Raw genomic sequence first — 24882 nt, 5'->3', positions numbered from 1 at the left:
CACGTGCTCATTTGATGTCCTCTCCGGCGCTAGCTAGGCTTGGCGCCATATGCGTTGGGCTACCGCCGAGCAGGCCTTCCCGATTGTGCAGGCGGCTGCCGATCTGCAGGCCGTTGTCATCGATGCGGTAAAGCCGCAGCTCATCGGAGTGCGCGCTGGCTCGGACCTTGACCACCGCCATGATGCGCTGCAGACGGCTGTCGACCTCGATGTAGCGCTGGACGATGATCGCGTCGGTCAGAAACGCCGTGCCGTAGGGGCTGAAGCGCAGGTCGGTGTAACGGTCTTCCAGCTCTGAGGTCATCAAGACATTCACGCCGGTGCTGGTCAGCGCAGTGACCATGCGCGACAGCGATTCGCGGAAGTCTTCGCGAAAGGCCGGCGCCACCGCCAGCTCAAAGCCGGACAGCGAGTCGATCACCACACGTGTCGCCTTCAGTCGGCGGATTTCACTGAGCAGTTGCTGGACGATCTCGTCGATGGAAAGGTCGGGCACTCTTCTGTCCACCACGCCGACCTTATCCTGTTCCACCAGGCGGGTGAGGGCAGCGTTGAGCAGGTGGTTCGGGCGCTGTTCGAACACCGCGATGACGCCGGTTTCACCGTTGCGTGCGCCTTCTTCGAGGAACGCCGCCGCCAGCAGACTTTTGCCTGAGCCCGACGGGCCGGCCACCAGCAGCGAGTAGCCCCGGGGCAAGCCGCCGCCGAGCATCTCGTCCAGATGCGCGACGCCCATCTTCAAACGCGGCTGCGTGCTGCCGTCTGGCGCGTCTGCGTGCTCGCGCGCCTTCACTGAGGCTGGCGGGAATACGGTGACGCCGGACTCGGCGATGCGGAAAGTATGGAGGCCCGGCAGCGTCGGCTGGCCGCGCATCTTCATGATCTCCATCTTGCGCACCATGGAGTTGCGCTGAACGCTCTGGCGCAGCCAGATCAGCCCATCGGCAACGGTGAAGATCGGGTTGCTGTCGAGTTCGTTGAAATACTCGCCCAGCAGGAAGGTCGTCGCCTGCCAGGTGGTCATCAGCATGCCCAACTGCTGCACGAACTGCGGCAGGTTGTTGTTGGGGTTGCAGTCGGTTTCGCTGGCCAGCACGACAGAGCGGAAAGAGTCCACAAACACCAGGGCAGGGCTGTGGGTTTCAACTTCGGCGACAATGCGCCGCAGCACTTCGTCCAAATCGCCGGCCAGGGTGTCGTCAGCCAGATTGACGTAGCGGATCGAACGGTTGACCGCTTCTTCGTCGAAAAAACTGAACTGCTGTTGATAGCGTAGCATCTTGAGGGGCGGCTCGCCGAGGACCGTGAAGAAAATCGCCGGGCGCTCGGGGGTGGCTAGGGCGAACATCATCTGATGAGCCAGTGTAGTCTTGCCGCAGCCGGGCGGACCGGCGATCAGGTTGAAGGAAACTCCGGCAAGCCGCCACTGAGAATCTCGTCGAATCCCGGTACGCCCGTTGCCAGGCGATTGATTGTGACTTTGCTACTCATCGTGAAATTTCCTGCGCAGGCGGGCCGCTGAAAGATTGTTCCCACACGTCCAGCAGCAGTCGTGCAGCAAGTGATTGTCCTATCAAGGTCGCGAGTAATTCGTAGAAAATTTTCAAAACTTCCTCGCCGAAAAAGAGCGCGTCAGCTGTGGAATGTTCAGCCAATAACGCTTTCAACTTTTTAAGGTCCATGTCCTCCACCAACATCTTGTAGCTATCCCCGAGTGGCAGGTGTTTGGTGACGCACAGCTGGAGGCTGCGGCGATGAAGCGCTGCGACGCCTTTAGGTCCGATGATCGGAGTCAGGGCGATATTAATGTCTTCGAACATCGAGGTAATTGCTTCAGCGACCTGAAAACCTTCAGCGCTGCCGTTCACCCGATGGGCCAGGCTTGCCGCGATTCGTTGGCCCGCTTCGCTTTTAGCAAGCATGGGATTAAGTTCTGATAGGTGTCTGTAGATTCTAAACCCGCTAGAGTCACTAACCGAAAATATAAAGCAGGTGAAGCTGTGATTTATGTAGCTCCAGCTCGCCTCCCCCACAATAGTTCGTGCTAGCAGCCCCGAAGCTAGTTTTACACCGCCAAGGGTATAGCCAACGCGTTTTGCGTAGGGACATGGTGCAGTCCACGAAGCACCTCGTATGGAGCTTGGGGTCACTTCGCACGATCTAAGCAGCTGAACCTGACGGAAGGTTACCGTAAGCGACGGTCGGGTCTTTTCAATGGAAAGACCGCTCGGTTGGGGATCCGCTCGGTTACGGGTTAACGTGTAGTCCTTATTCAAGCGAAATAATTCGTACCGGCGGTCCGACCCTGTATATCTATTCAGTGGCGGAAGTGAGACGTTGCTTGAATGTGCGTCACCCCCATATTTTGACCGAGGCCGCACAGGCATTTTGATTTCATGCTCCCTTGAAATCTTTCGGAGCAAGGATGCATGGCCATTCCAGTGGTTATCCTGTGTAGAGCCGGCGAAACCGCCACATTCCTCGAACAATTTGCAGCCACCAGCGAAGACTGGTTGATAAAGTTTTTCAAGACTGCTGCATCGTTGGTGCGTCATTTGAGAAAGTACTCGGCCGATCTCATTATTGTCAGCATGGCCGGCAGACGGTTTAGGGACTTGGCGAAATTCGTCGAATTTTACGCCATGGTCTCAACCACGCCGATATTGATGAGTGGTACTGCGGCGCAGCGTCGCGACGCCGAGGCCTTCATCGCCTGCGGTGCCCAGGGTTTCAGCTCAGCTGATCCAGAAGATCGGATTGCGGGTGTGCAGATGGTTCGCGATCTGATCCTGCGTTTTCGCTTGCACAGGCAAATGGAAATCCGTGCGGTGCGCGCCGAGGTCACACTTAATGCCATCAGTGACGGCGTGATTGGCGCCGACACCAACGGCAATGTCGACTTCATGAATCCTGCGGCCGAAACGCTGACTGGTTGGACCCTATCCCAGGCAAAAGGACAATCAATCGCCCAAGTGATGTCCATTGACATCGATGATTCGCTCGGGACTGAGCCACATCCTGTGCAAATGGCCCTACAAACGCGATCCTCAACAGGTTTAAGTGCAGGCGCGGTGTTGGTTAAGCGTGACGGCAGTCGAGTGGATATTGAAGATTCCGTAGCCCCGATCATTGATTACCGCGGTAATTTAACCGGGGCAGTCGTGGTGTTTCACGACGTTTCGGTGGAGCGCGCCATGAAGGTCAAAATGACCTACCTAGCCGAACACGACTATCTCACCCAGTTGCCCAATCGAGTGTTGTTCCAAGATCGGCTGGAGCAGGCGGTGCGCGCCGCACGGCGCGATCACCAGCGCTTGGGGGTGATGTACATTGACCTGGATAATTTCAAACATATCAATGATTCTCTCGGTCATGCCCTAGGCGACCAGCTTTTAGTCTCCGTGGCCGACGCCTTGACCGTAAGTGTCCGCGCCTCAGATACCGTGAGTCGCCAAGGAGGAGACGAGTTCGTGGTGCTGCTGCCCGCGTTGCAGGTCGATGATGATGTTGAACCTATTGCCAAGAAGATTCTGAAGGCTATTAGTGCGGGACATCGGCTGAATGACAGCATGCTTTATATCTCCGCAAGTATCGGTATCAGCTTCTTCCCCTCCGACGCCGCCAATGTCGAAGACCTGATCAAACATGCTGATACCGCGCTTTATGATGCAAAAATGAAGGGCCGCAATCGTTATCAGTTCTTCCTGCCTGCTATGAATGCCAAGGCGGTGGAACGCCAACTTATCGAAGCGGATCTGCGCAGAGCCATCAACCTGGGACAGTTCATTTTGCACTACCAACCGAAGGTGGATTTGAGCACTGGCCGCATCACCGGTGTCGAAGCCTTAATACGATGGTTTCATCCTCGCGAGGGCATGATTGCTCCATCCCGGTTTATCGATATCGCCGAAGACAGCAAGTTGATCATTCCGATGGGTGAATGGGTCGTGCGCGCGGCATGTCAGCAAATCAAGCGATGGAATCAGCAAGGTCTGGATGCTGTATGTGTCGCTATTAATGTATCGACCACCGAACTGACGCAGAGCCGTTATGTGGAAACGATACTGGCGATTATCGAAGAGGAGGGCATCTCACCGCAGTCCTTGCAGCTTGAGTTGACCGAAAGTGTGCTGATGACCGATCTGCCACACAATCAGCAGGTGATGTTGCGCCTGAAGGCGGCCGGTCTGAGTCTTGCACTGGACGATTTCGGGACAGGTTATTCCAGTTTGGCCTACCTGACCCAGCTGCCATTCGATGTTTTGAAGATCGACCAGTCGTTTATCCGGCATGTGAATTCGCGAGCAGATAATTCGGCGGTGGTTGCTGCCATACTTGCCATGGGTAAGAGCCTGCAGCACTGCGTCGTGGCCGAAGGCATCGAGGACTCCCAGGAATTGGTTTTTTTGCAACGCAATGGCTGTCAGCAAGGGCAGGGCTACCTGCTCAGCCAACCCTTGAGTGAAGCGCAGGTGACAGCCCTACTGAGTGTTGGCAGTGTATTGATACCAGTGTTGCAGGCCCCATAATGTGCTGCAGAATCCAGTCATACGTGGGAGTAGGAAGGTGTCCGTTATGGCTTGTTTTCAAGCTGCATCTTCACATCCTTGGCCCGGAGCGGCAGGCTGAGCAGGAAGCCCTGAGCATAGGGACAACCGAGTGCTTTGAGCTGTAGCAGCTGGCTTTGCGTCTCTATGCCCTCCGCCACGATCGCCAGATTCAATGCCTGACCCAGAGACAGAATACTCTTGACGATGGCGATGCTGCGTTCATGGCTCATCATGCGTGAGACAAATGAGCGATCAATCTTGATGACATCGATAGGGTAGCGATCGATATAGCCCAAAGAGCTATAGCCGGTACCGAAGTCGTCCAGAGCGATGCGAATACCCTGGGCGCGAAGTTCTTCCAAGGTCTGGGCGACAATCTCCGGCTCATGCAGGAATACCGACTCGGTAATCTCGATCTGCAGAGCGCGCGCATCAAACCCGGTCTCGACAAGAATATCGGCGACTTGAGTGGCGAAGTTCTTGCGGTTGAGTTCGGCCCCTGACACATTGACGTTGAGTTTGATAGCGCTCTGCACGGTGCTGTTGCTCCATTTGTTGATCTCCCGACAAGCACTGCGCATTACCCAGCACCCAAGGTCGTAAATAACGCCAATATCCTCGGCCACGCTGATGAAAACGTCAGGCGAGATATTTCCCAAGGTCGGGTGGTGCCACCTGATCAAGGCTTCGACGCCGACAATCGTTTCAGTTGTGATAGAAAAGATCGGTTGGTAAACCAGATAGAACTCATTGCGTGAGATTGCATGCTTGAGCGCATTCTGCATCCCCAACATGTTGATCGAGGCCTGACGCATGGAGAGGTCGAAGACTGCCCAGCGGCCGCGGCCTTTTTTCTTGGCCGCATACATCGCCACGTCCGCATCGCGAATCAAGTCTTCGGCTGTGCTGTGTCGAGCATCCGAGGTGACGATGCCGATACTGCAGGAAGTGAAGAGCGGCTGGTCATCGATCTGAATGGGGAAGCTCAGCGCCTGGGTAACTCGCCTCGCGGTCTCGATGGCGTGTTCTTGATGGCCAGCGCCGGTGAGCAGTATCGCGAACTCGTCGCCGCCGATTCGCGCAATCAGCGCATCAGGATCCACGCATTCATTCAGGCGTTCGGCTACTCGCTTGAGCAACAGGTCGCCGGCATGATGGCCCATGCCGTCATTGACGTATTTGAAACGATCCAGATCCAGATACAACACTGTGGCTGCGCCAGGATTACGCAGGCCCTGTTCGTTGAATGCTGCCTGGATGTGCCCTATGAAGTATGCTCGGTTCTTGAGGCTGGTGAGTTCGTCATGAAACGCAACGTAGGACAACTCCACCTGAATTCGCTCACGCTCCACCAGGCGTGACTCAAGCGTCAGACGTTCCTCACGGTCTAGCTGCGCTTGGCGCAATGCGTGTTCGGCATCCTTGCGTTCAGTGATGTCGCGTTGCACGGAAACATAATGAGTGAACCAGCCATTCTCATCTGCCACCGGTACGATACTCATCTGTACCCAGAAGCGAGTCCCATCGCGTCGTGCGTTGATCAGCTCGACTTCGATGGGTTTCCATCGTTTCAGTGCTTCTCGCAGTTGCTGGAGCGTCTCGCGATTGGTCTCCTCACATTGCAATATCCGTGGGGTCTGGCCTATGATCTCTTCCATGGAAAACCCCGTATTTGCCAGGAATGCCGGATTGCAATAAACAATGCGCGGCCCCGGCAGATCGATGGGGTCGGCCTCGGTAATCAGAATGGCGTCCTTGGCATTCACTACCACAGATTCCAGTAACCGCAAGCGCTCTATGGCCGCCAAACCGGCCACGGGGTTAACCTGTTTTTGTTGGAGGCCGCGGTACAGATCGGTTGAGTAGGACTCCAGGCTATTGATCTGGGCGGCGGTGAGTTGTTTATGCGGCAGTGGGATCATCATCAGGACCACGCCCGCCAAGCCAGCTGCAGCATCCCTGATGGCGGTGCAGACCAAGAAATCGCTGATCATTGGCTGAATACCAATGGGGAGTGCGGAGTCATAGGGCATGGCTTCGCCAATATCGACTACATCGCCATAGGACAGCACTCTCTTCAACCAGCCATCGGTGGCGTCATCGATGCTTAGGGCCGGCGCTACTCCGCAGGCTGAGACGACGCTCCAACTTACGCTCTCGCGCATGATCAGGATGGCGCCTACGCAGCCGGTCAGGTGGGAAGCAGCGTTCACGAAATTGGCTAGAACTTTTTGCGCTCTTAATCCAAGGGGATTCTTAACAGCCATACGCAATTCCTGCATCAGGGTATCAATGGGTGAATCCGATGACAGCCCTGGCGCACTACGATATCGCTAGATATCGAGCCACTAGCGCAACGGTGTAGTCAGGTATTGTTGTCTGGCAAGCGTCGTGCCGACAACAGGAAGGCGACGATCGATGGGTACCAAGCTCATAACCCTCACGGTGACGTTGGTAAATGCATCTATCAAAGATAGCCAAGCGTGAATCAAGAGCAAGTTATGGACCCAGCCGCCGCCTATATTGGTCGATTTCATTGAGTGCAGACGCTGGGTACCGGTCTCCTGACATTGTGTCGTTGGATAACGGCTAAGCTGTAGGCATAGTCACCCAAGATGATAGAAGCTCATGGATAGTGGATGGATCATTGCAATTGGGGCTTCAGGTGGAGCTGGGCTCGAGGATATCTGTGATCTCCTTTCTGTCCTCCCTCGCGACCTCGACGCTGTAGTCTTGATCGTGCTGCATCGGCCTTGGGATCTGGCGAGCAAGCTGGCAGAGGTACTTTCTAAACGTTCTCAGATGGCGGTGGCGGTTGCCGGCCATGGTGAGCTTTTAGTTCCCGGGACTGCCTACATTGGGGAGCCAAGTATCCATCTCACTCTGCTCGAACACACCTTTGCTCTTCTAACCGCTGATCCGGCTCGTCTCTACGGAAATCGCACAATCGACCTGCTATTTCAATCAGTCGCCGACTGTGGAGGAAACAAGACGATTGGTGTCGTGCTCTCAGGCTCGCTGGACGATGGGTCTCGCGGCTTATCTGCTATCCATCACGCTGGAGGGCAAACAATGGCGTTACGACCCTCATCATGGTTGGGCCACGGAATGCCTGAGAATGCTATTGCTTTTGATGGGCCCGTTTCCGTGATTGGAAGCGGTTCAGAGTTGGCTGCTGCTATAGTCCGGCTTGTCCGTCCCGATGGGTAAGCAGTCGTAGGTAGCCGTATCTGAGCCTACATATAGCAGCAGTTATGTAAAACGGTGTTGAAATGCTGGACCACTCATGGGCTGCAGGAATGCAGTCATCTGCCGTTGGTAGTAGGTACCCATCCTCTCCAAGCAGCCACCCAACCGGGACTCATTCATTTAGTGAGATTCATCGATTAAGCTGCTAGTCGAGGTAGAGGGATGCCCGTTATGGCTGCTTGTCAAGAAGCGCCTTCACATCCTTGGCCAGCAGCGGCGGGCTGAGCAGGAAGCCTTGAGCATAGGTACAGCAGACCTAGCTTACCTGTAGGACGCTAGGGCTCAACGCCCTAGCAGGAAAATTTACTTTTTCTTTTTGTCCGGGGTCTGAGTCAGTGCTGAACCAGCAACAGATTTTTCGTCAGGGAAAGATTTTTTGTCCTTCAGTTGCTCGCTTGCCTTCGACGCAACCCCTTTGCTCGTTTTTTCACTGTTAGCCATGATGAGTCTCTCAGTAGGTCTGCCGATGGTGGCACGCTGCCGCATTTAACGTATAGATGACGGCCAAGCTGTCGTCCACTCTAGTATGGAAAATTCACCATGGGTCATTCGGTTCATCACAAGGTATTTAGACCGGTGCAGGCCCTGGATGCCGAAATCATCAATTTACTTGAGGCCGTGGAAACACTTAATTCTGCCAAAAGCGGCGAGTTCGCATACAAGGTTGGGCGTCAGGCTCTCGCACTTCTGCAAGTGGTAACAAGGCTTCGCACTGTATTAGCAGAGCATCCCGCATGATCCGCCCGTGCAGTGGAATGGAGCAATCACAATTAGAAAGGTTAGTGCACTTAGCAGCTCTGAGCCACAGTCTCATAGCTGCGGAACAAGCGCTTGATTTACCTAGCTGTAAGATACACGAGCAGCGTGCACGGGTAGGCAGAACAGGCGGCCACCGATTGGCCGCTTCCCGCCATGGCCGTGAATATGCAGGTACTTGCCCCCCGAAATTTTTGCATTAAAGAGCGCACGCCGAACTGGAAAACCTAGTTGAAGTGTTATGCAGAAAATTCCAGAATGAAACGCGAGCCAGGGAGTGCATTCTGCCATTGGGGTTCGCCTCCCAGCTGTCGGCTCAGGCGAGAGATCAGCTTCATGCCTAGGCTAGCGGGTTTTCGTTGCTGCCAATCCCCAGGCAGTCCTGGGCCATGATCGCGCACTTCAAGTCGTAGACGGTCGCCGCTGGGCTTGATGCTAATACTCACATCGCCTGGATTTTGTGGAAATGCGTATTTCATCGCATTGGTGACCAGCTCGTTCACCAGCAGCCCCAAAGGAATCGCGTCATCCGTAGGGATCATCACAGGAGGGGCTTCGCACGTCAGGACGCTCGTTGCCGCCGAGCTGCTAAATTTTTCGCAGAGCTCCTCCAGGAAATCCTCAAGATTCACACTCCGCACTTCACCCGTTTGCCATAACCGATCATGCAGTTGCGCAATGGTCAGTACCCGTGTTTCTGCATCGCGCAGTGCTTGTCGCACCTCGCCAGACGATGAGCCGTTGCTCTGAACGCGCAGCAGCCCTGCCACAATCGCCAAGCTGTTTTTGACCCGATGGCTCACCTCTTGCGTCAACACGTGCTGATGCTCCAGGGCCTGCCGCAATTGTTCTTCATTATCCCGTAGTGCGTCTTCAAAGCGCTGACGTTCCAACGCGACGCCCAACAGGTTGGCAAAGGCCTGCATAAATGCCAGGTCCTTGTCGGTGAATCGGCCTTCTATCGCGAGCAGCCCAAAATCTGCCGTCAGTTGCTGTTGATGGAGTCGGTAGGCCAACTCTTCGGCGTTGGCTGCGCCGTGTTCTGAGGGGACCGGTGCACCATCAAACTGATCAGCGAACATCAATGACCTCTATGACGTGGGTTCACTTCGTTTTGACCGAGAGCCGTTGTCATGGCTGTCCAGATCTGTCCGAGCAGTAGCAGTGAAGCTAACAAACAACGAATATGGTGTTGATTGTACGGTCATCAGTCTAAAGCCGTAAATGATGGACACATAGCTTTCTGCTAGAACTGTAGCGCTCCCGGGAGGTCCCATAGGCGATATTTGGTTACCCTGTACGTCAGGCGCACCCGCTATACCTTGGGCGCAGTTTTGCGCAGCGCTGGATCATAGAGCCTTCCCTACTTTTCTGGATTACGCCGAATGCTCACGCCTTCTTCTGATGAGTTCGTTTTCCCCTCCAGGGGAGAGTTGAGTACGGGCGTTGCGCCCATGATCGGTGGCGGCCACATGGGCGACCTGGTGCGAGAGACAGATTGGTCGCCAACCCCTTTGGGCGATTACAACAGCTGGCCCGCCTCTCTGCGCACAGCATTGTCGCTGGTGTTGAATGCCAAAGGCATCGCTTCTCTGTATTGGGGAGAACAGCAGTGGCTTCTGTACAACGATGCCTATGGTCTTGCCTTGGGGGACCGGCATCCTTTGGCTTTCGGACGGCCTATGCCCGAGGTCCTAACCGACATCGGTCCTGTTCTTGGTCCTCAAGTTGCCGAAGTGCTTAGAACGGGTAAAGGGTTTGCCATCGAGAACTTGTCCATGATCATGAATCGGCATGGTCAGGATGAGGAGACCGTGTGGACCTACAGCTTCTCACCTATACAAGGGGAGAGCGGCGGGTTTGCCGGCGTCCTCCTGCTGGCTACCGAAATGACTCAACAGGTCCTAGCCGATCGCGAAAGAGATAAAGCAGAGGTGGCTCGCGTTCAAGCAGTTTCACAGCTGAAGGAGCTGAATGCTCGGCTCGAAGCAGAGGTAACTCGGCGCACCGAGGATCGAAACAGGCTCTGGTTACTGTCTTCCGATATCATGATTCGGTGTACGTTTGAGGGATTGATCACCGCTGTGAACCCTGCGTGGACTGATCTGTTAGGTTGGCAGGCGGATGAGTTGATTGGTCAGACAATTTTTGAACTGATTCACCCTGATGACTTGGAACATACCTTAAAGGCAGTCAGCCTGTCGGCCACCGGGCATGCTTACGCTCGGTTCGATAACCGCTACCGCCACAAAGACGGCAGCTACCGATGGATTTCGTGGTCGACCCAGCCGGATGACCAGCAAATAAATGCAGTGGGACGTGATTTCACGGCTGAGCACGACGCCGCGCAAGCATTGGCCAAAGCAGAGGAAGCCTTACGGCAATCTCAGAAACTCGAAGCGATTGGTCAACTCACAGGAGGCGTAGCCCACGACTTCAATAATCTGCTGACGGTGATCAAATCGTCTGCGGAGTTACTCAAAAAGCCTGATCTTTCAAATGAGCGGCGTTCTCGATATATTTCTGCCATCTCGGATACTGTAGAGCGTGCAGCCAACGTAACGGGACAGCTCCTCGCTTTTGCGAGGAGGCAGGCGCTAAAACCCGAGGTATTTTTCGCCTGTGGTAGCGTGCGCTCGTGGGCCGGCATGATAGGAACACTGGTGGGACCTCAGATTGAGATCGCGCTCGATCTCCCCGAGCAGAGCAATTTCATTCGTGCCGACCCCAATCAGTTCGATACCGCGTTGGTGAATATGGCCCTCAATGCTCGGGATGCCATGCACGGCCAAGGGCGCCTCACGTTGCGAGTTTACGCAGCAGAGCAATTGCCTGCCGTGCGAACGCATCCTGCTATTGCCGGCGATTACGTTGCTGTTTCGATTAGTGACACCGGCTGCGGTATCCCTCCAGAAAATCTGGAGCAAATTTTTGAGCCGTTCTACACCACCAAGGGCGTAGGCAAAGGGACCGGGCTTGGGCTCTCCCAAGTCTTCGGTTTTGCGAAACAGTCGGGCGGCGAAATCGTAGTGACAAGCACGATCGGCCAAGGCAGCACATTCACTCTCTATCTGCCCCGCGTAGTCCAGCCCGCCGAAACCCCAACCGCTCTTGATGCTGTTGCGCCCATTAACGGGCATGGGACCGGCGTGTTAGTGGTAGAAGACAATATCGATGTGGGTACCTTCACGGTTCAATCGCTCTCTGACCTCGGCTATGTCCCCTTCCTGGCTCACAACGCTCAGGAAGCACTTGCCGAATTGGCAAAGGATGCTCTCCGATTTGATATCGTATTTTCTGACGTGGTCATGCCAGGCATGAGCGGTATCGAGTTAAGGCAAGAAATTCAACGCTTGTACTCAGATTTGCCGGTGGTGCTGGCTACCGGATACAGTCACGCGCTTGCGCAGAATGGCGCCTCGGGTCTTGAGCTTGTGCATAAACCCTATTCCGTTGAGCAGCTATCGAGCGTGCTTCAACAGGTGCTCCGCGCGACAAGGCAAGGAACGTAATGCCCATATTTTCAGCTTCATCGAACGAAGAGACCATGAGCGGTAGCGTGGTTATTGTCGAAGACGATGATTTGATGCATCGGTTGATCGTGGAAATTTTTACTGACCTTGGTGCTGACTGCACCGCCTTTTTCACCGCTGACGAAGCCCTGATATACCTTCTGCAATCCAAAACTCCCTGTGCATTACTAATCACTGATTTCACGTTGCCTGGTCAGCTTGATGGCAAGGAGCTAGCTCTGATGGTGCATCAGCGTTGGCCGGACACGCCAGTCATCGTGACCACGGGCTATGGAGCAGAGGTGAGCCTTGATCTCCCTCAGGGAATTGCATTCTTGCAAAAGCCTTGGAGTTTGGAACAAATGATTCAGACCGCTAGGCAAATGCTCAACCAGAGCCTTAATGCTGGTTCGGAGGCCTTATAGAGAGGCGTTGCCTAATTCACCATACCAAAGAGAATAGGGTCAATGACAAAGCTGCACGTCAGCACGGCTGAGCTATAGTCATCAGTAGCACAATTCTAGGAAAGAAAGGATATGTTCCGGAGAACCGTGGTCGCTGGGCTTGGGTTGGCTGGACTTGCCATGATGGCAAGAGCACCTGTCCAAGCAGCCATTCCCCAGGCGGGAACTTTGGTTTTCGGCGCAGCTTCCGGAGCTATCGGCACGAGGCTTGCGCAGCTGACAATCGAGCAGTTGCGTACCGATTACAGTCTCGACTATTCCCTAGTAGTCAACGATGCGCGCAACAGCCGGGCCGCAGTCGAAGCCGTCAAAAGTTCGGTGCCTGACGGAGCTACGCTGTTACAAGCGCAATCCTCTTCGATGGTACTTTTCCCAAGCACCTACAAATCGCTTTCTTATAATCCCACCACGGATTTTACTCCTCTGACGATCTTGGGCACGTATGGGTATTCCCTTGTCTTGGGGGCCGCCGTTCCGCTCGAGGTTGACAGTGTTCATGGTTACCTCGAATGGGTTGCCCAGAACCCCGATCTACGCGAGGTTGGCTTTACCCTGCACGGCTCGCAGGCTCACCTCCTCTGTTTGATGTTGGAAAGAGAAAGTAGTGTGGCCGTAAGGCCGATAGGGTATGGATCAGCAAAGTCACTTTTCAACGATCTGGCGAATCGAACCATCAGTGCTGGATTCGCCGTCAACGGAAACGTCCCCATCCTGGCGCAACAGGGTGTACGTGCGGTCTCAATCACCAATCCTCGCCGGTTGGACAATTTGCCAACTGTAGCGACGTTTCAGGAGAGCGGTTTTCCGGCTTTGAATCTCAATGGCTGGTATGGATGGTTCGCCCCCTCCAATACACCTGCCGACGTGGTATCGGTACAAGCTACCAAGCTTTCGGCCCTCACGGAGGGAAGTATCTATGCCAAGAAACTGGGGACGCTACTCATGGAACGTGACACATCCAAGCCACCGCAGATCCATGAGCTGATGCTTCGCCAGGTCGCCCAGTATTCACAACTCGTCAAGGATTATCGTCTTGCCAGGTTGAGCTGATAAGGAGATGGTGCGATTAGGATTAGACATTGGCCTATCTAATAGACCGATGGTCCTCACAGTTTCGCTGCCCGGGCTGAGCGCAGCACTTGACATGACCTCACGCATGAACTGTAGGAAAATACGTTGCCCGGCTTGCCCGACGGCGAAGAGGTTGCACTGATGGTGCAGCAGCACAGGCTAGGTTCACCGATAATCGGTAAGCGTCCGCGGAACCGCACCTAGCGGTGGGCTCTGACATCTGGCCGACAGCAAGTCCTCTCTGCATCTCGCCGAAACCAGTCCTCCTTCCATTCCACAAACGCTTGGGTCTCATGGATTGTCATGCTCAGCCGATAGCTTTTCACACCCGTGCGAGCGCCAGCCATGTTCAATACCCGCCTCAAGAATAAAATCCAGCAACTTGAGAAACGACTTGCGGCTTTGGAACACGTCAAGGCCACGCTCGACCAGGAAACTGTGGCAGTGACTCTCGATGCCGTCGGTGTCATTGTGCAAGCCAATGCGATGTTCGAAAAGGAGCTGGGCTTCACACACGCGGAACTGGTGGGCCGTCCTTTGCGTGAGCTGAGTCCTCATGAACTGAGCAGTGATGTCCATCAACGCCGCGCCCTTGACGCCATAGCCAAAGGCTCGCACTACAGCGGAACGCTGCGCCTGAGCAGTCGTCTCGGTTCTCACGTTTGGCTGCGAGCGATGGTCATCCCGTTCAGCCGCGATGACGGTCCTCTTGAACGCATAGTGCTGTATTCAAGCGTGCTGACTCGAACCATCGAGACCTCCCGTGAAAACGAAGCGCTGGTAGGGGCGCTGATGCGTTCCACTGCCATGATCGAGTTCACTCTTGGCGGAATAGTGTTGACGGCCAACGAGAACTTTCTGGAAAGCATGGGTTACACCCAGGCCCAAATCGAGGGTCAACATCATCGAATGTTCTGCCTGCCCTCTGACGCCCAGTCCGCCCAGTATGAGGAGTTTTGGCAGACCTTACGCACCGGCTCGTTTATCGCGGGTCGATTTTGTCGAGTAGACAAATACGGCCGGGAGATATGGCTGGAGGCTTCCTACAACCCTATCGTGGACGCCAATGGCAAGCTGTCGAAGATCGTCAAGTTTGCCACTGTGGTCACCGATCAAGTCCACCGTGAACGAGCAGTCTCCGAAGCCGCCGGCCTGGCGCATGACACGTCCATTCGGACCAATACCAGCGCTGAACAAGGTCGAGAGGTCATTCAGGGCACAGTTACTACGCTCAGCGCATTGTCGACACTGATGGAGGAGGCTGCGCACGGTATCGAGGCCTTGGACGCCCAGAGTCAGGAGATCGGGGCGATCGTCAAGACCATTGGCGGCATTGCTGACCAGACCAACCTGCTGGCCTTGAATGCCGCGATTGAAGCAGCGCGTGCCGGCGACCAAGGTCGAGGATTTGCGGTGGTGGCCGATGAGGTCCGGCAGCTCGCATTTAGAACCACGCAGGCGACGGCGGAGATTGTTGAGGTGGTAAAAAAGAACCAGCTCCTGGCTTCTAGCGCCGTGAGCATGATCTACAAAAGCAGGCAGCAGGCTGGGGCAGCCTTGGGGCTGGCCAGCGATGCGGATGAAGTGATCAAGGATATCCAACAGGGTGCTAACGGTGTGGTGGCCGCAGTGGAACAGTTTTCGGGACAGGCGACCCATTGAGGTTTACCACGTGTCGGCACCCTCCTGTATTGAAGCTAGCTATCGATTAAATAGATTTCAATGGCTAACAGCGGTATGAATACGCGGGATATGATGGCCTTTTGATATTTCGCTTCCGCGCTGGCCCTGCGAGGCCTACCATGACTAACTTGCTGCGCCGTAGTACCGTTCGATTACCTCTTTTGCTGCTGTCCACCTTGCTGACTGTCGTCGGACTTGCGACCTTTTGGGAGTTCGAGCTCGAAGCCTACGTCATGTACTGGCTCGGACTGCCCTACGACGGGGATTTTGAAGATGGCGAGCGCTTGCGGTTTATCCTGACCTCATCGAGCTTTTCGCTTATCGCAATGATTGTGCCGAGTATCGTGCTCAAGCGGATGGTCTCCAACACCCAAAAAATCTACCATCGCTTGTTGCGACTCCAGCACCAAACTGAACAACTGGCTAACTTCGATCCGCTCAGCGGGTTAACCAATCGCCGCGTTTTCATGGATACATTGCGCAAGCAGCTCGCTCAGCAAGAACCCGCGGCGGTCCTGCTTATTGATCTTGACCATTTCAAGGCCGTCAACGACGAGCATGGGCATTCAGTCGGCGACGAAACGCTGATCGAGGCCGCTCGAAGACTGCAGGATATTGCCGATCAGTATGAGGGAACCGCCGTCCGGCTGGGCGGGGACGAGTTTTGTTTACTGTTCCTGGAACAAAAAGGGCACAGCGAGCTGAGTCGGATAGCGCATAAGACGATCGCGTTCTTGAGCGGGCCAATGCCCGAGCTCCCGATGTCGGCTCGGCTGGGAGCGACCATAGGCGTTGCTCGCTCCTGGGTCGATTCACAGGACCCCTCGGTGTTGCTGCAATACGCAGATACTGCCATGTATCGAGGTAAAAATAGCGGTCGCTCTACCTTCAACTTCTACGACAGTGAGTACGAACAAGAGAGATTAGCTCAGCAAGATCTTGAGCTTGCACTCAGAAGGGCAGTGGACAGAGAGGAAATCGTTCCCTTCTATCAGCCGATCGTGGCCCTCCCGTCGCAGACGGTGGTGGGCTACGAGATTCTAGCCCGCTGGATCAAGGCTGATGGCACCACGGGGATGCCGGCAGATTTTATACCGATACTCGAACGGCTGGGGCTAATTCCGGATATGACGCGGTCGCTGGTCAAGCAAGCCTGCCAAGCGGCAAGCCTGTGGGATGACACATTGCATTTATCGCTCAACGTCAGCGCTGCCATGATTACCGACGAGTTGTTCCCTGATCGTCTTCTTGATCAACTGCGAGAGGAAAGGTATCCATTCGACCGTTTCGAGGTGGAGATCACCGAAGAGGCCCTTGTGGGAAATCTCGAAGCCGCGCAGCGAAACCTGAGCAAGCTTCACGCCTATGGGATTGTTGTCGCCTTGGATGACTTCGGGATCGGCTACTCGGGTTTGTATCATTTGACGCGGCTGTCCATCGACAAGATCAAGATTGACCGATCGTTCTTCGAAGCCAACAACCTCGAGCATTTGCCTATGGTCGAGGCAATCTTGGGAATGGCGCGAAGCCTCAAGATGAAGGTAACTGCGGAAGGCATTGAAGAATTTCACCTGCCCCATTTGCCGGGATGGCTCGCACAGAGCGGATGTCACTATGCCCAAGGCTATCTCTACGGGAAACCTCAGGCGGCTGGCGACGTTCCTACGCGCGACAGAGTTTTACTTCCCTCATCTGACCCTTGAACTTCAGGCCAGTTATGCATGGATGCGTAGATCGGGTGTTACGTTCAATCGCTCCCACAGACAAGCCCACTCCGGCGGGCTTTTTACGGTTACTGACAATCATTTTCCGTGAACATCAGGTAGGGCCTGCTGATATCCTTGTCAGCAGGCCCCGGCCTGACTCTCTCCAGATCGAGCACGATTCGCGTGCCATTAAGTGGCTCAGGCACCGAGACACAGGGTTTCGTACTGTATAATCAGATACGCACTGTTGACCTTGAGGCCTGTGGCGCTAAGCGCGTTGAGTGGGTTCCCGCGGTAGTAATTGATGATGTGCTTGCACGTGTCCAGGCACTATTTGAATAACAGGAAAATTCAGCCATGACGATTCTTAGTGAAGCGCTGCGCGCAACTGCCGCCAAGTGGCGAAATGCACACCAGGATCACCGTGGCGGAGTAGTGTTGATCTGGCAAGGCGCGGTGTACGGTTGGAAGGATTCATTGCGTGACGCCAGTCACGAGAGCCCCGGTGTATTTGCCGTGAACGAAGCTGGTCATATTTTCATCGCTGAAGGCGGTGATGAATACAACGGTGCGAAGTGTTGGGTAGCTGCTGACTTGGCTAACCAGTAGGAACTCATGAATGTTTTTACCGTTGCCCATGCCTTCCGCGCTTCCCTGGAAGCACTAAAAGCACAGGGAAAACTGCCCCCGCACATGCTGAACTTTCCACAGGCCTGTTGCGGCGTGGTCTCGGAATTACTCGGTGATTATCTCAATACCCAGCTTGGGCTGATGGTTGAATATGTAGGTGGGGATCGGGATGGAGCTTCACATGCGTGGCTTGAATTGAATGGGGTCGTCATTGACATTACCGGCGACCAATTTCATGGTAGACCGGCAGTCTTCATTGCTTCCAGAGATGAATGGTATGCCTCTTGGGAAGAGTCATCGCGCCATTTTGCCATTCATGAGCCTAAGGCCTGGACTTATCGTGAAGAGCGCTCAGTCCTCCGGGCGTTACTTTTCAAGGCTGGGCTCACCGACACCTAACGTGTAGGAAAATCCTGCCTGGTACGCCAAGCCCAGCCCTCAAACGTTGAGCCTAAGACGTGTCATAGGGCGTCCAGCGTCTCCATCGGACTTAAGAATACCAATGTTTGAACACATCGACCTCAACGCGCTGATTGCCGTTTACGGCTACTGGGTAATCTTGCTGGGCTGCCTGTTGGAAGGCGAAACCGTTCTAATCCTGAGCGGTATGGCTGCGCACCAGGGCTCGCTGCAATTGCTGCATGTGATCGGCTGGGCCACCTTGGGCGGTGTACTCGGTGATCAGTTGCTATTCTGGACCGGACGTTATTACGGGGAGCGCTTGCTGCCCAAGCTAAAGCGTCACCAGTCTGCCATCGAACGAGTCGAGGGGCTTATCCACCGTTACCCCACGACATCCGTATTCGCCGTGCGTTTTCTCTACGGAATGCGCCTGGTGGGGCCTATGGTGATAGGTGCAAGCGGTCTCGCGCCGTTGCGTTTTGCACTGATCAATGTGCTGGGGGCTGCGATATGGGCCAGCCTCTTCGTTAGCGCTGGCTACTGGGCTGGCGAAGCATTACAGCATATCCTTGGCGACCTAAAACCTTATCGCCTGCCAATCTTCGCCACGGTTATAGCATTGGTCATCTTTGCGGTACTGGTGCGGTATCTAAGGAGCCGAGCCAAGAGATCGTAGCGCTGACGCAGACCGAAAATTCGAGTACTAATCCGATAACGACAATTCATGTAGTGGATCAACTGATCCCGGACACTGCGTTAAGTTTTTCCTCGGCAACGGCAGGCGCTAGCCTTCGTTGAACTGATGCGGTCGCCGCCAGTTGCACCGTTCCATCAGGAAACGACCGATATCTTGTTTAGCCAACGCGGCGTTCATGTAGCCCACCGTCGGTATCCATTCAGTTTTCAGGCTGCGAAATAGCCGCTCCATCGGTATCATGGCAGTTGCCGCGCCGACTCATGCTCTGTGTGAAGCGGTATCGCCATAGTCTCTGCGGAAACCCCGGCTGCCGTATTGGCTGCCCTGATCGCTGTGAAACAGCACATTCTGAGCCGACCACGCTGCTCATAGGCCATATCCAATGCCTTGATCACCAGGTCAGCGTCGGGTTTGGCTCAGAACGCCCAGCCTACAACCCGGCGCGCATAGAGATCGATTACGGCCGCTGGATAGTGCCATAGACCTTCGGCCCAAACGTACGTAATGTCACCGCACCAGACCTTGTCGGGGGATGCCACGCTGAACCCTCGATCAAGCACGTTCGGGATATCAGGCCGCTCAACAGTAGCCTTTTTGTAGGCATGGGAGCCCGGCTGTTTGCTGATCAAGTTCAGCTCGCGCATCAACTTACGCACCTTGAATCGCCCGATTTGCATGCCGTCCTCTTTCATCATCAGCATGATGCTTCGACTGCCCGCAGCGCTTCGGCTTTGGGTAAACAGTTCGTTCACGCGGCTGCGCAAAATCACCCGGTCGGTATCAGGGGATCGGCGTTTTCGACAGTATGCGTAGTAGCAAGATCGGGTGACTTCAAATACCGAGCACAACAGATCAACGGGCTCCTCGGAACGAAGCTGATCGACTAACGCGAGCGCTCGTGTTCCTCGGCCATCAAGAGCGCGGTAGCCTTTTTAGGATCGACTTTTCCCGTTCCAGACGATTGATTCGGGCTTCCAATTCTTGGATTTTTTGCTGTTCAGGTGTTAACGCCTTGCTGGTCGGCGTGACGCCGCCACGTTCTTGCTGGAGCTGGTTCACCCAGCGACGCAAGGCCGACTCAACCAGCCCAAGCGAACGGGCTGCCTCGGTATGGCTGTAGCCTTGGTCGAGCACCAGGCACGCAGCCTCGCGCTTAAACTCAGGGGTAAAGGTACGACGTTGCATGGTCATCAGACACTTCTCTGTGGCGAGCATTCTCGCCTAAATGGGTGTCCGGTTTCATTAGACCACTACACGGGGTATCCAGTGACCCTGAAGGATAGGAAGGAATGCATAACTACTATTTTCGGCTGAGTTGTGCCGAAGATGTGCCGGATTTATGCCGTATCTCGGCTGAGGCTCGGCTGCGTTACAGGACATTTCCATCTCTAGCCCATATCGCTGAAGCACCTGCGTTGCGGCGTTTTTCAAGGTAGTTGTCGCGTCCACCGTCTTGCTACGCGACCTTAACCACCACAGTCAGCTCCCTTTCAGGATTCAGATACACTGTCCCTATCGGGTTCCAGTTGCGTGTTTCGCCCGTCCATCGTTCCGGTCTTTTTTCTTTAGCCTGCTCATAGACCGCGTCGCGCCGAGCCAGGATCTCCCGGTCTTTCCCCTCGTGACGTTGGGCCGGTGTCACGAAGCGGATTTGGCTATGGCGATGCGCGGTGTTGTACCAGACCATAAAATCCCGCACCCAGATACGCGCATCATCCAGACTGCTAAATCCATCTTGCGGCCACTGCGGGCAGTATTTCAGCGTCCTGAACAGTGACTCCGAGTAAGGGTTGTCGTTACTGACACGCGGTCGGCCACGAGAGGGCGTGATACCCAGGTCGTACATCTTGGTCAGCAGCGTCACCGATTTCATCGGCGCACCGTTATCCGAGTGAAGTACCAGCGGCTGGTGCCAGCACTTCTCCTGAGTCACGCTTCGTTGCAGTAACGCAGCAGCCTTTTCACCACTTTCTGCTTCGTAAACTTCCCAACCCACAGCCTTGCGGCTGTAGATATCCTCGATCAAATAGAGGTAGTAAAACTTCCCTCGAACCGGTGACGGCAGGTAGGTGATGTCCCACGACCACACCTGATTAGCGGCTTTCGCCGCATAGGTGGTAGGTGCCTCATGACGATGCGGGCGCTTGGCGCGCGAGCGATGATGCTGCTGACCTGCGGCATGCAACACACGATAAAAAGTCGCTTCAGACGCTATGTAACGGCCCTCATCAGCCAGCTGTGGCACGATCTGGCTCGGAGGCAGATGCGCGTATGACTTACTGTTGCACAGCGCCAGGATAGCCTGACGCTCAAACTCACTAAGTGCGTTTATGGGCGTCGGCCTGACTGTCGTGGTACGTCCATCGGCAAGCATTTCTTCGGGCAAACTCCAGCGTTGTAGCGTGCGAAGCGAAATGCCAACTTCCAGACAAGCAGGCGCCCTGCGGGCGCCCGCACTGATGGCTTCATTGAGCCAACCAACGAGTAAATGCCGTTCTGGCAACAAGGTCAGGTGCCCTCGTCGTCGCTTCCCCAGTAGGCGTTGAGCTTTTTTCGCAGCACTAGCAATGCCGCTGTCTCAGCCAATGCGGCATCCTTGCGGCGCAGTTCGCGCTCAAGCTCACGGATACGATTCTTATCATCCCGTGACTGCCCGGAACTCACGTTTTTAGCAGTTGACCGCTTCGTGCTGCTGGCAATAAACGCATTGCGCCAGTCGGTGATCTGCTCAGGGTAAATGCCTTTACGTCGGCAGTATTCACCCATTTCCAGTTCCGACAGGGCGGCTGTTTCCATGATGATCGCCATCTTGGATTCAGCTGACCAACTCTCGGAGGGTTGCTTGGTGTCGGACAATTGCGTTCCTTTGGAAGCAGCTTGCTTGCGCCAATTATGGAGAGACATATCGCTGCAACCTTCGCGGCGCGCAACCTCCGACGCCGATAGGCTCAAAGGTGGCAACATCATTTTCAGCAGTGCAGCTTTGCGTTCTTCTGAGTAGAAAGGCATGACGATACTCTTGCCGCCCCCGGAATGCTTTTTTAAAAAGCAGGGGACACGACAACTACCCTGACACCGGGGGGTTGGCCCCTGTGAGATTTGAGGCCTGTCGTGTCGTGGTGGCGCTCGATAGCAATAGCCATAAAATAATTGGCTTCGCGGCAATGCGACCGCTGGACGGGCTTTTGTATTTAGACAATATTTCCGTTCGTCCAAGTGCTTCAGGGATTGGGGCAAAACTGCTTTCGGCAGCCATAGAGCATGCTGAAAGCCTTGGGGTTCAAGCGGTGAGCTTGACAACTTTTCGTGAGCCTCCTTGGAATGGCCCCTGGTTCCGCAAGCACGGCTTCCTTACGATGCCGGGTGCATATATAGGCGAGGGATTGAAACAGGTTATGGATCGCCAGCGGGTTACGCTGGATGCCACAACGCGAGAAACATTGTGGCGTGTCCTACACGATTAATAGGCAAACTAGGCCATTCCAGTTAGCGCATGTTTGCCATCCGCTAACCTTCAAAGGAAAGCTATGAAAATTTTGATCTTCGACCTAGAAGGCACTCTCGTTGATTCGGCAAGCCAGTAGCTCTCCTGCAGCCTAGTCATTGAGCCACGCGAGGAATGTCGTACCTTTAGCGGTGAGGTGCGTGCGCAAATACGCGAGTGGCTGACTGGGCGATGAATCAGCTACTAGGTACCCGGCATCTATCAATCGATGCATCCAGAATGCTTTGTCCTCATCGAGGACGATAGCTTGATCGGCTGCGGCAATTTCCAACAGTTTTCGGATCGTGCTCATGATAGGCATGGTGTGTCTTCCTGATCGCTCATATGAGGAGTGTAGGCTTCACTGGGGCTAATCGAAGAAGAGCGGGTTGTCCGCCGATGGACGGTTATGGAGTGGATCCCACTCACTGGACTAGGCGATAACCCCCCCCGCCATGCTGCAGTCGGAGCACCCTGATAATATCGACCGCGAGCAGGCTTGGGAACGCCTGTGCGTCGAGTTGAATGCCCACGAATGGCGCGGCCCCGTGCGCTCCGAGCTACGGGCATTTTTCTGCTATGGCTGGGATGCCAAGTATCGGCAAGAAAGGGTCGAGCGTAATCAGCGGATGCAGGCTCGCGACTCACGGGCTTGGACGCGCTGGAGGATTTCTAAGGGCCACACCTCTGATAAACGGGCATTACGTTAAACAGCCGCCACATTGTTAACAATGTGGCGGCCTCTTTTGTGCCGGACGGGTCTCAGAAAGCAGGGCCTGGGCGGTCTAGCCAAGCGTGCCCTGAGACCCAACAGCCGTGTTCTGGCGGTGCCATAGGTCGCGACATAGGACATGACGTAGCAGAAACGGTTGACACGGGGGGCAGCTTTGAATAATGATTATGCCAACGCATGAGGGGTAACCTTCGTGCCTACCTTCCGAGGCCCGCTTGAGAGAAATCTCTGCGGGCTTTCGTGTTTCCAGGGCAAGGAATCCGGTCACTATGACGCACTACGTCGCGTACCTGGACGAATTCGGGCACGTTGGCCAGTACGTCTCTCGCAACCATCCAAATTATAAAACAAGCCCTGTATTTGGCCTTGGCGGCATGCTCCTGCCCGCTGATCAGGTGCGTGAATTCGCGATCTACTTCTACAAATTGAAATGCCAGCTTCTAGCTTGGGATCTGGTGAATGACAATCCCAGGAATCTCCCGGCGTATCAGTGGGAAAAGAAGGGTTCCCAGCTGTACTCGCTCCGTAATGTCACCCAGTATCGACAGCTTAGACAGTCGACATTTCGGCTGTTAAAGCACATTCAGCGTATAGGTGGGCACCTGTTCTATACCGGGGAACACAAAACGACCGATCCCGCAGCGCACGACTCGACAGAGACGTTCAAGCGTCAGTTACTGCAGTCGGTACGCAAAATTGATCGTTTTTGCGCTCGGCACGATTCCACTTTTATTCTGGTACTGGACGAGCAAAAAGCAGGGAATGAGTGGAGGGAAAAGAACGTAGAAGCTTGCACACTGGCTATGTTCGAGGATGCATCAGAAAAGTGCAGAACTATGATAGAGCCGCCGCTCCAAGGAGAAAGCTACCTGTTTCAAACGCTCCAATGTGCCGACTGGATTTGTGGTTTGATCGGGCGACTATGCGCGTTAGAGGTGTCGCCTGACGAATTTCAGGATTGGCAACCCTTCGATAAATATTTTGCGGAGCGCATAGCTGGTGTTTCCATGCCGTGCAGTGGCCTGGAACATCAGAAAACCGCTGAAATCCCCGCAGAAGACGCTGGTGAGATGATGCCCGATGCTCCTGGTGAGCTAGCGGGGAAGCAGCAGTAAGGCGGCTCTGGCAGCGATACCGCTTTCTGCTTTACAAGACACTTAATATTTCACTTTGTAGGTCGGTGAGTCCTCCGGCCTATTCTGGCGCCGATCATAGATCTTGGTCGTGCTGATGTTGGCATGGCCCAGCCAGGCCTGGACCTTGGCGATGTCCGCCTCGTGCTCCAGGGCATTGGTCGCGGCCGTGGCCCTGAGCCCATGCACACCGAGTCCAGCCACCTGAATCCCCGCCTTCCTGGCGTAGGCCTCGACCACGGTATAGATGCCGTTGGCCGAAACACCGGCACCGGTCGATCGGCCGCGCAGCGGTCTGTACATCGGTACCTTCTTGTCGTCCAGATGGTGCCCCGAGCGCTCCAGGTACAGATGGATGCGCCCGGCCGCCACCGGGTGCAGGGGCAGGTAGCGGATCTTGCCGCCCTTGCCATGGATCTTCAGGTGCTGGATGTCGCTCACCTGCAGCAGCGCCGCTTCTTCGCGGCGCAGGCCGTGGTAGAGCAGCACGGCCAGAATGGCTCGATCGCGCAATCCCTTCAGCGTGGATTCATCCGGCGCCTCGAGCAGGGCCTTGGCCTGGTAATTGCCCATTTAGCTCCCTACCGCTGATCCGTATAAACGCTGTCTGTCTTGAACACTACTTGTCTTCCTCGGACAAAGCATAGGCGCGTCTTCTGCAGCGCCCGCCGCCACTTTCGTGGCCATAACTGCACTCATCGAGGATTCACCATGCGTTCGTCCCATCCAATACGTTGTGCCCTGGTTGCTGCAGTAACCGCCGTCAGCTTGGCAACCTTGGCCGGTTGCGCTCGCGATCCGGAAAAACCTAC

20 protein-coding genes and 4 pseudogenes are annotated in these 24882 nt (G+C 55.0%); 15 read left to right on the top strand and 9 right to left on the bottom strand.

From position 1 onward, the window contains the following. Positions 1–7: 7 nt before the first annotated feature. A pseudogene (locus tag REH34_RS01050) lies at positions 8–1491 on the bottom strand (RAD55 family ATPase). Continuing rightward, entirely contained in the window at positions 1488–1922 is a 435-nt protein-coding gene (locus REH34_RS01045; protein WP_311970434.1) for a hypothetical protein, read from the bottom strand. Before REH34_RS01045 ends, REH34_RS01050 begins: the two are co-directional and overlap by 4 nt. A 507-nt stretch (positions 1923–2429) precedes the next feature. Between REH34_RS01045 and REH34_RS01040 the strand changes: the two genes are divergently transcribed. Then, positions 2430–4529, top strand: a complete 2100-nt coding sequence (locus REH34_RS01040; protein WP_311970433.1) for an EAL domain-containing protein — start codon at positions 2430–2432, stop codon at positions 4527–4529. Between the two features lie 44 nt (positions 4530–4573). Here REH34_RS01040 and REH34_RS01035 read toward each other — a convergent pair whose 3' ends face one another. Further along, positions 4574–6817, bottom strand: a complete 2244-nt coding sequence (locus REH34_RS01035; RefSeq protein WP_311970432.1) for an EAL domain-containing protein — start codon at positions 6815–6817, stop codon at positions 4574–4576. Between the two features lie 361 nt (positions 6818–7178). Between REH34_RS01035 and REH34_RS30010 the strand changes: the two genes are divergently transcribed. Further along, positions 7179–7760 (top strand): chemotaxis protein CheB, encoded by a 582-nt coding sequence (locus REH34_RS30010; protein WP_409373220.1) that lies wholly within the window; start codon positions 7179–7181, stop codon positions 7758–7760. Between the two features lie 342 nt (positions 7761–8102). Here REH34_RS30010 and REH34_RS01030 read toward each other — a convergent pair whose 3' ends face one another. Next, positions 8103–8240 (bottom strand): hypothetical protein, encoded by a 138-nt coding sequence (locus REH34_RS01030; protein ID WP_311970431.1) that lies wholly within the window; start codon positions 8238–8240, stop codon positions 8103–8105. Between the two features lie 99 nt (positions 8241–8339). Between REH34_RS01030 and REH34_RS01025 the strand changes: the two genes are divergently transcribed. Continuing rightward, entirely contained in the window at positions 8340–8537 is a 198-nt protein-coding gene (locus REH34_RS01025) for a hypothetical protein (RefSeq protein WP_311970430.1), read from the top strand. Between the two features lie 257 nt (positions 8538–8794). Here REH34_RS01025 and REH34_RS01020 read toward each other — a convergent pair whose 3' ends face one another. Beyond that, entirely contained in the window at positions 8795–9637 is an 843-nt protein-coding gene (locus REH34_RS01020) for a sensor histidine kinase (protein WP_311970429.1), read from the bottom strand. Between the two features lie 303 nt (positions 9638–9940). Between REH34_RS01020 and REH34_RS01015 the strand changes: the two genes are divergently transcribed. From REH34_RS01015 to REH34_RS00980, 10 genes and pseudogenes are all read left to right on the top strand, one after another. Then, complete coding sequence (locus REH34_RS01015) at positions 9941–12067, top strand: ATP-binding protein (RefSeq protein ID WP_311970428.1); 2127 nt, start codon at positions 9941–9943, stop codon at positions 12065–12067. Beyond that, entirely contained in the window at positions 12067–12492 is a 426-nt protein-coding gene (locus REH34_RS01010) for a response regulator (RefSeq protein WP_311970427.1), read from the top strand. Before REH34_RS01015 ends, REH34_RS01010 begins: the two co-directional genes overlap by 1 nt. A gap of 111 nt (positions 12493–12603) precedes the next feature. Beyond that, positions 12604–13581, top strand: a complete 978-nt coding sequence (locus REH34_RS01005) for a tripartite tricarboxylate transporter substrate-binding protein (protein ID WP_311970426.1) — start codon at positions 12604–12606, stop codon at positions 13579–13581. Positions 13582–13947: 366 nt separating this feature from the next. After that, positions 13948–14724: pseudogene (locus tag REH34_RS30005) on the top strand (PAS domain-containing protein); the annotation flags it as partial. Next, positions 14704–15264: a methyl-accepting chemotaxis protein gene (locus tag REH34_RS30000; protein WP_409373364.1), complete on the top strand. Its 561-nt coding sequence runs from the start codon at positions 14704–14706 to the stop codon at positions 15262–15264. The pseudogene REH34_RS30005 and the gene REH34_RS30000, both read left to right, overlap by 21 nt. A gap of 140 nt (positions 15265–15404) precedes the next feature. Next, positions 15405–16988, top strand: a complete 1584-nt coding sequence (locus REH34_RS00995; RefSeq protein WP_311970424.1) for an EAL domain-containing protein — start codon at positions 15405–15407, stop codon at positions 16986–16988. Positions 16989–17174: 186 nt separating this feature from the next. Then, the gene (locus REH34_RS29995; RefSeq protein ID WP_409373219.1) at positions 17175–17333 is read left to right on the top strand and encodes a hypothetical protein; all 159 of its coding nucleotides are present in this window, start codon (positions 17175–17177) and stop codon (positions 17331–17333) included. Between the two features lie 15 nt (positions 17334–17348). Then, positions 17349–17600, top strand: coding sequence for a hypothetical protein (locus REH34_RS00990; RefSeq protein WP_236470857.1), 252 nt, complete (start codon positions 17349–17351; stop codon positions 17598–17600). A gap of 6 nt (positions 17601–17606) precedes the next feature. Continuing rightward, positions 17607–18020 carry a hypothetical protein gene (locus REH34_RS00985; protein ID WP_236470858.1) on the top strand — a complete coding sequence of 138 codons (414 nt, stop codon included), beginning with the start codon at positions 17607–17609 and terminating at the stop codon, positions 18018–18020. Between the two features lie 103 nt (positions 18021–18123). Continuing rightward, positions 18124–18699 (top strand): DedA family protein, encoded by a 576-nt coding sequence (locus REH34_RS00980; RefSeq protein WP_236470859.1) that lies wholly within the window; start codon positions 18124–18126, stop codon positions 18697–18699. Positions 18700–18757: 58 nt separating this feature from the next. Here the strand turns inward: REH34_RS00980 and REH34_RS00975 are convergent. Then, positions 18758–19911: pseudogene (locus tag REH34_RS00975) on the bottom strand (IS3 family transposase). A gap of 265 nt (positions 19912–20176) precedes the next feature. Continuing rightward, a protein-coding gene (locus REH34_RS00970) for an IS3 family transposase (RefSeq protein WP_311970423.1) occupies positions 20177–21729 on the bottom strand; the annotation gives its coding sequence in 2 pieces (ribosomal slippage) (positions 20177–21267 and positions 21267–21729; 1554 coding nt in all). 83 nt (positions 21730–21812) lie between these two features. Here REH34_RS00970 and REH34_RS00965 point away from each other — a divergent pair. Then, positions 21813–22184: a GNAT family N-acetyltransferase gene (locus REH34_RS00965; protein ID WP_409373218.1), complete on the top strand. Its 372-nt coding sequence runs from the start codon at positions 21813–21815 to the stop codon at positions 22182–22184. 132 nt (positions 22185–22316) lie between these two features. Here REH34_RS00965 and REH34_RS00960 read toward each other — a convergent pair whose 3' ends face one another. Continuing rightward, positions 22317–22526 carry a hypothetical protein gene (locus tag REH34_RS00960; protein WP_236470861.1) on the bottom strand — a complete coding sequence of 70 codons (210 nt, stop codon included), beginning with the start codon at positions 22524–22526 and terminating at the stop codon, positions 22317–22319. Between the two features lie 680 nt (positions 22527–23206). Between REH34_RS00960 and REH34_RS00955 the strand changes: the two genes are divergently transcribed. Further along, positions 23207–24052, top strand: coding sequence for a DUF3800 domain-containing protein (locus REH34_RS00955; RefSeq protein ID WP_236470862.1), 846 nt, complete (start codon positions 23207–23209; stop codon positions 24050–24052). A 42-nt stretch (positions 24053–24094) separates the two neighbouring features. Here REH34_RS00955 and REH34_RS00950 read toward each other — a convergent pair. Next, positions 24095–24643, bottom strand: a pseudogene (locus REH34_RS00950) (tyrosine-type recombinase/integrase); the annotation flags it as partial. Positions 24644–24882: the final 239 nt, after the last annotated feature.

It is taken from the genome of Pseudomonas baltica (assembly GCF_031880315.1).
Lineage (GTDB): Bacteria > Pseudomonadota > Gammaproteobacteria > Pseudomonadales > Pseudomonadaceae > Aquipseudomonas.
Note: the sequence above shows the minus strand (reverse complement) of the source record. Positions and strands in the feature narration are given on the sequence as shown.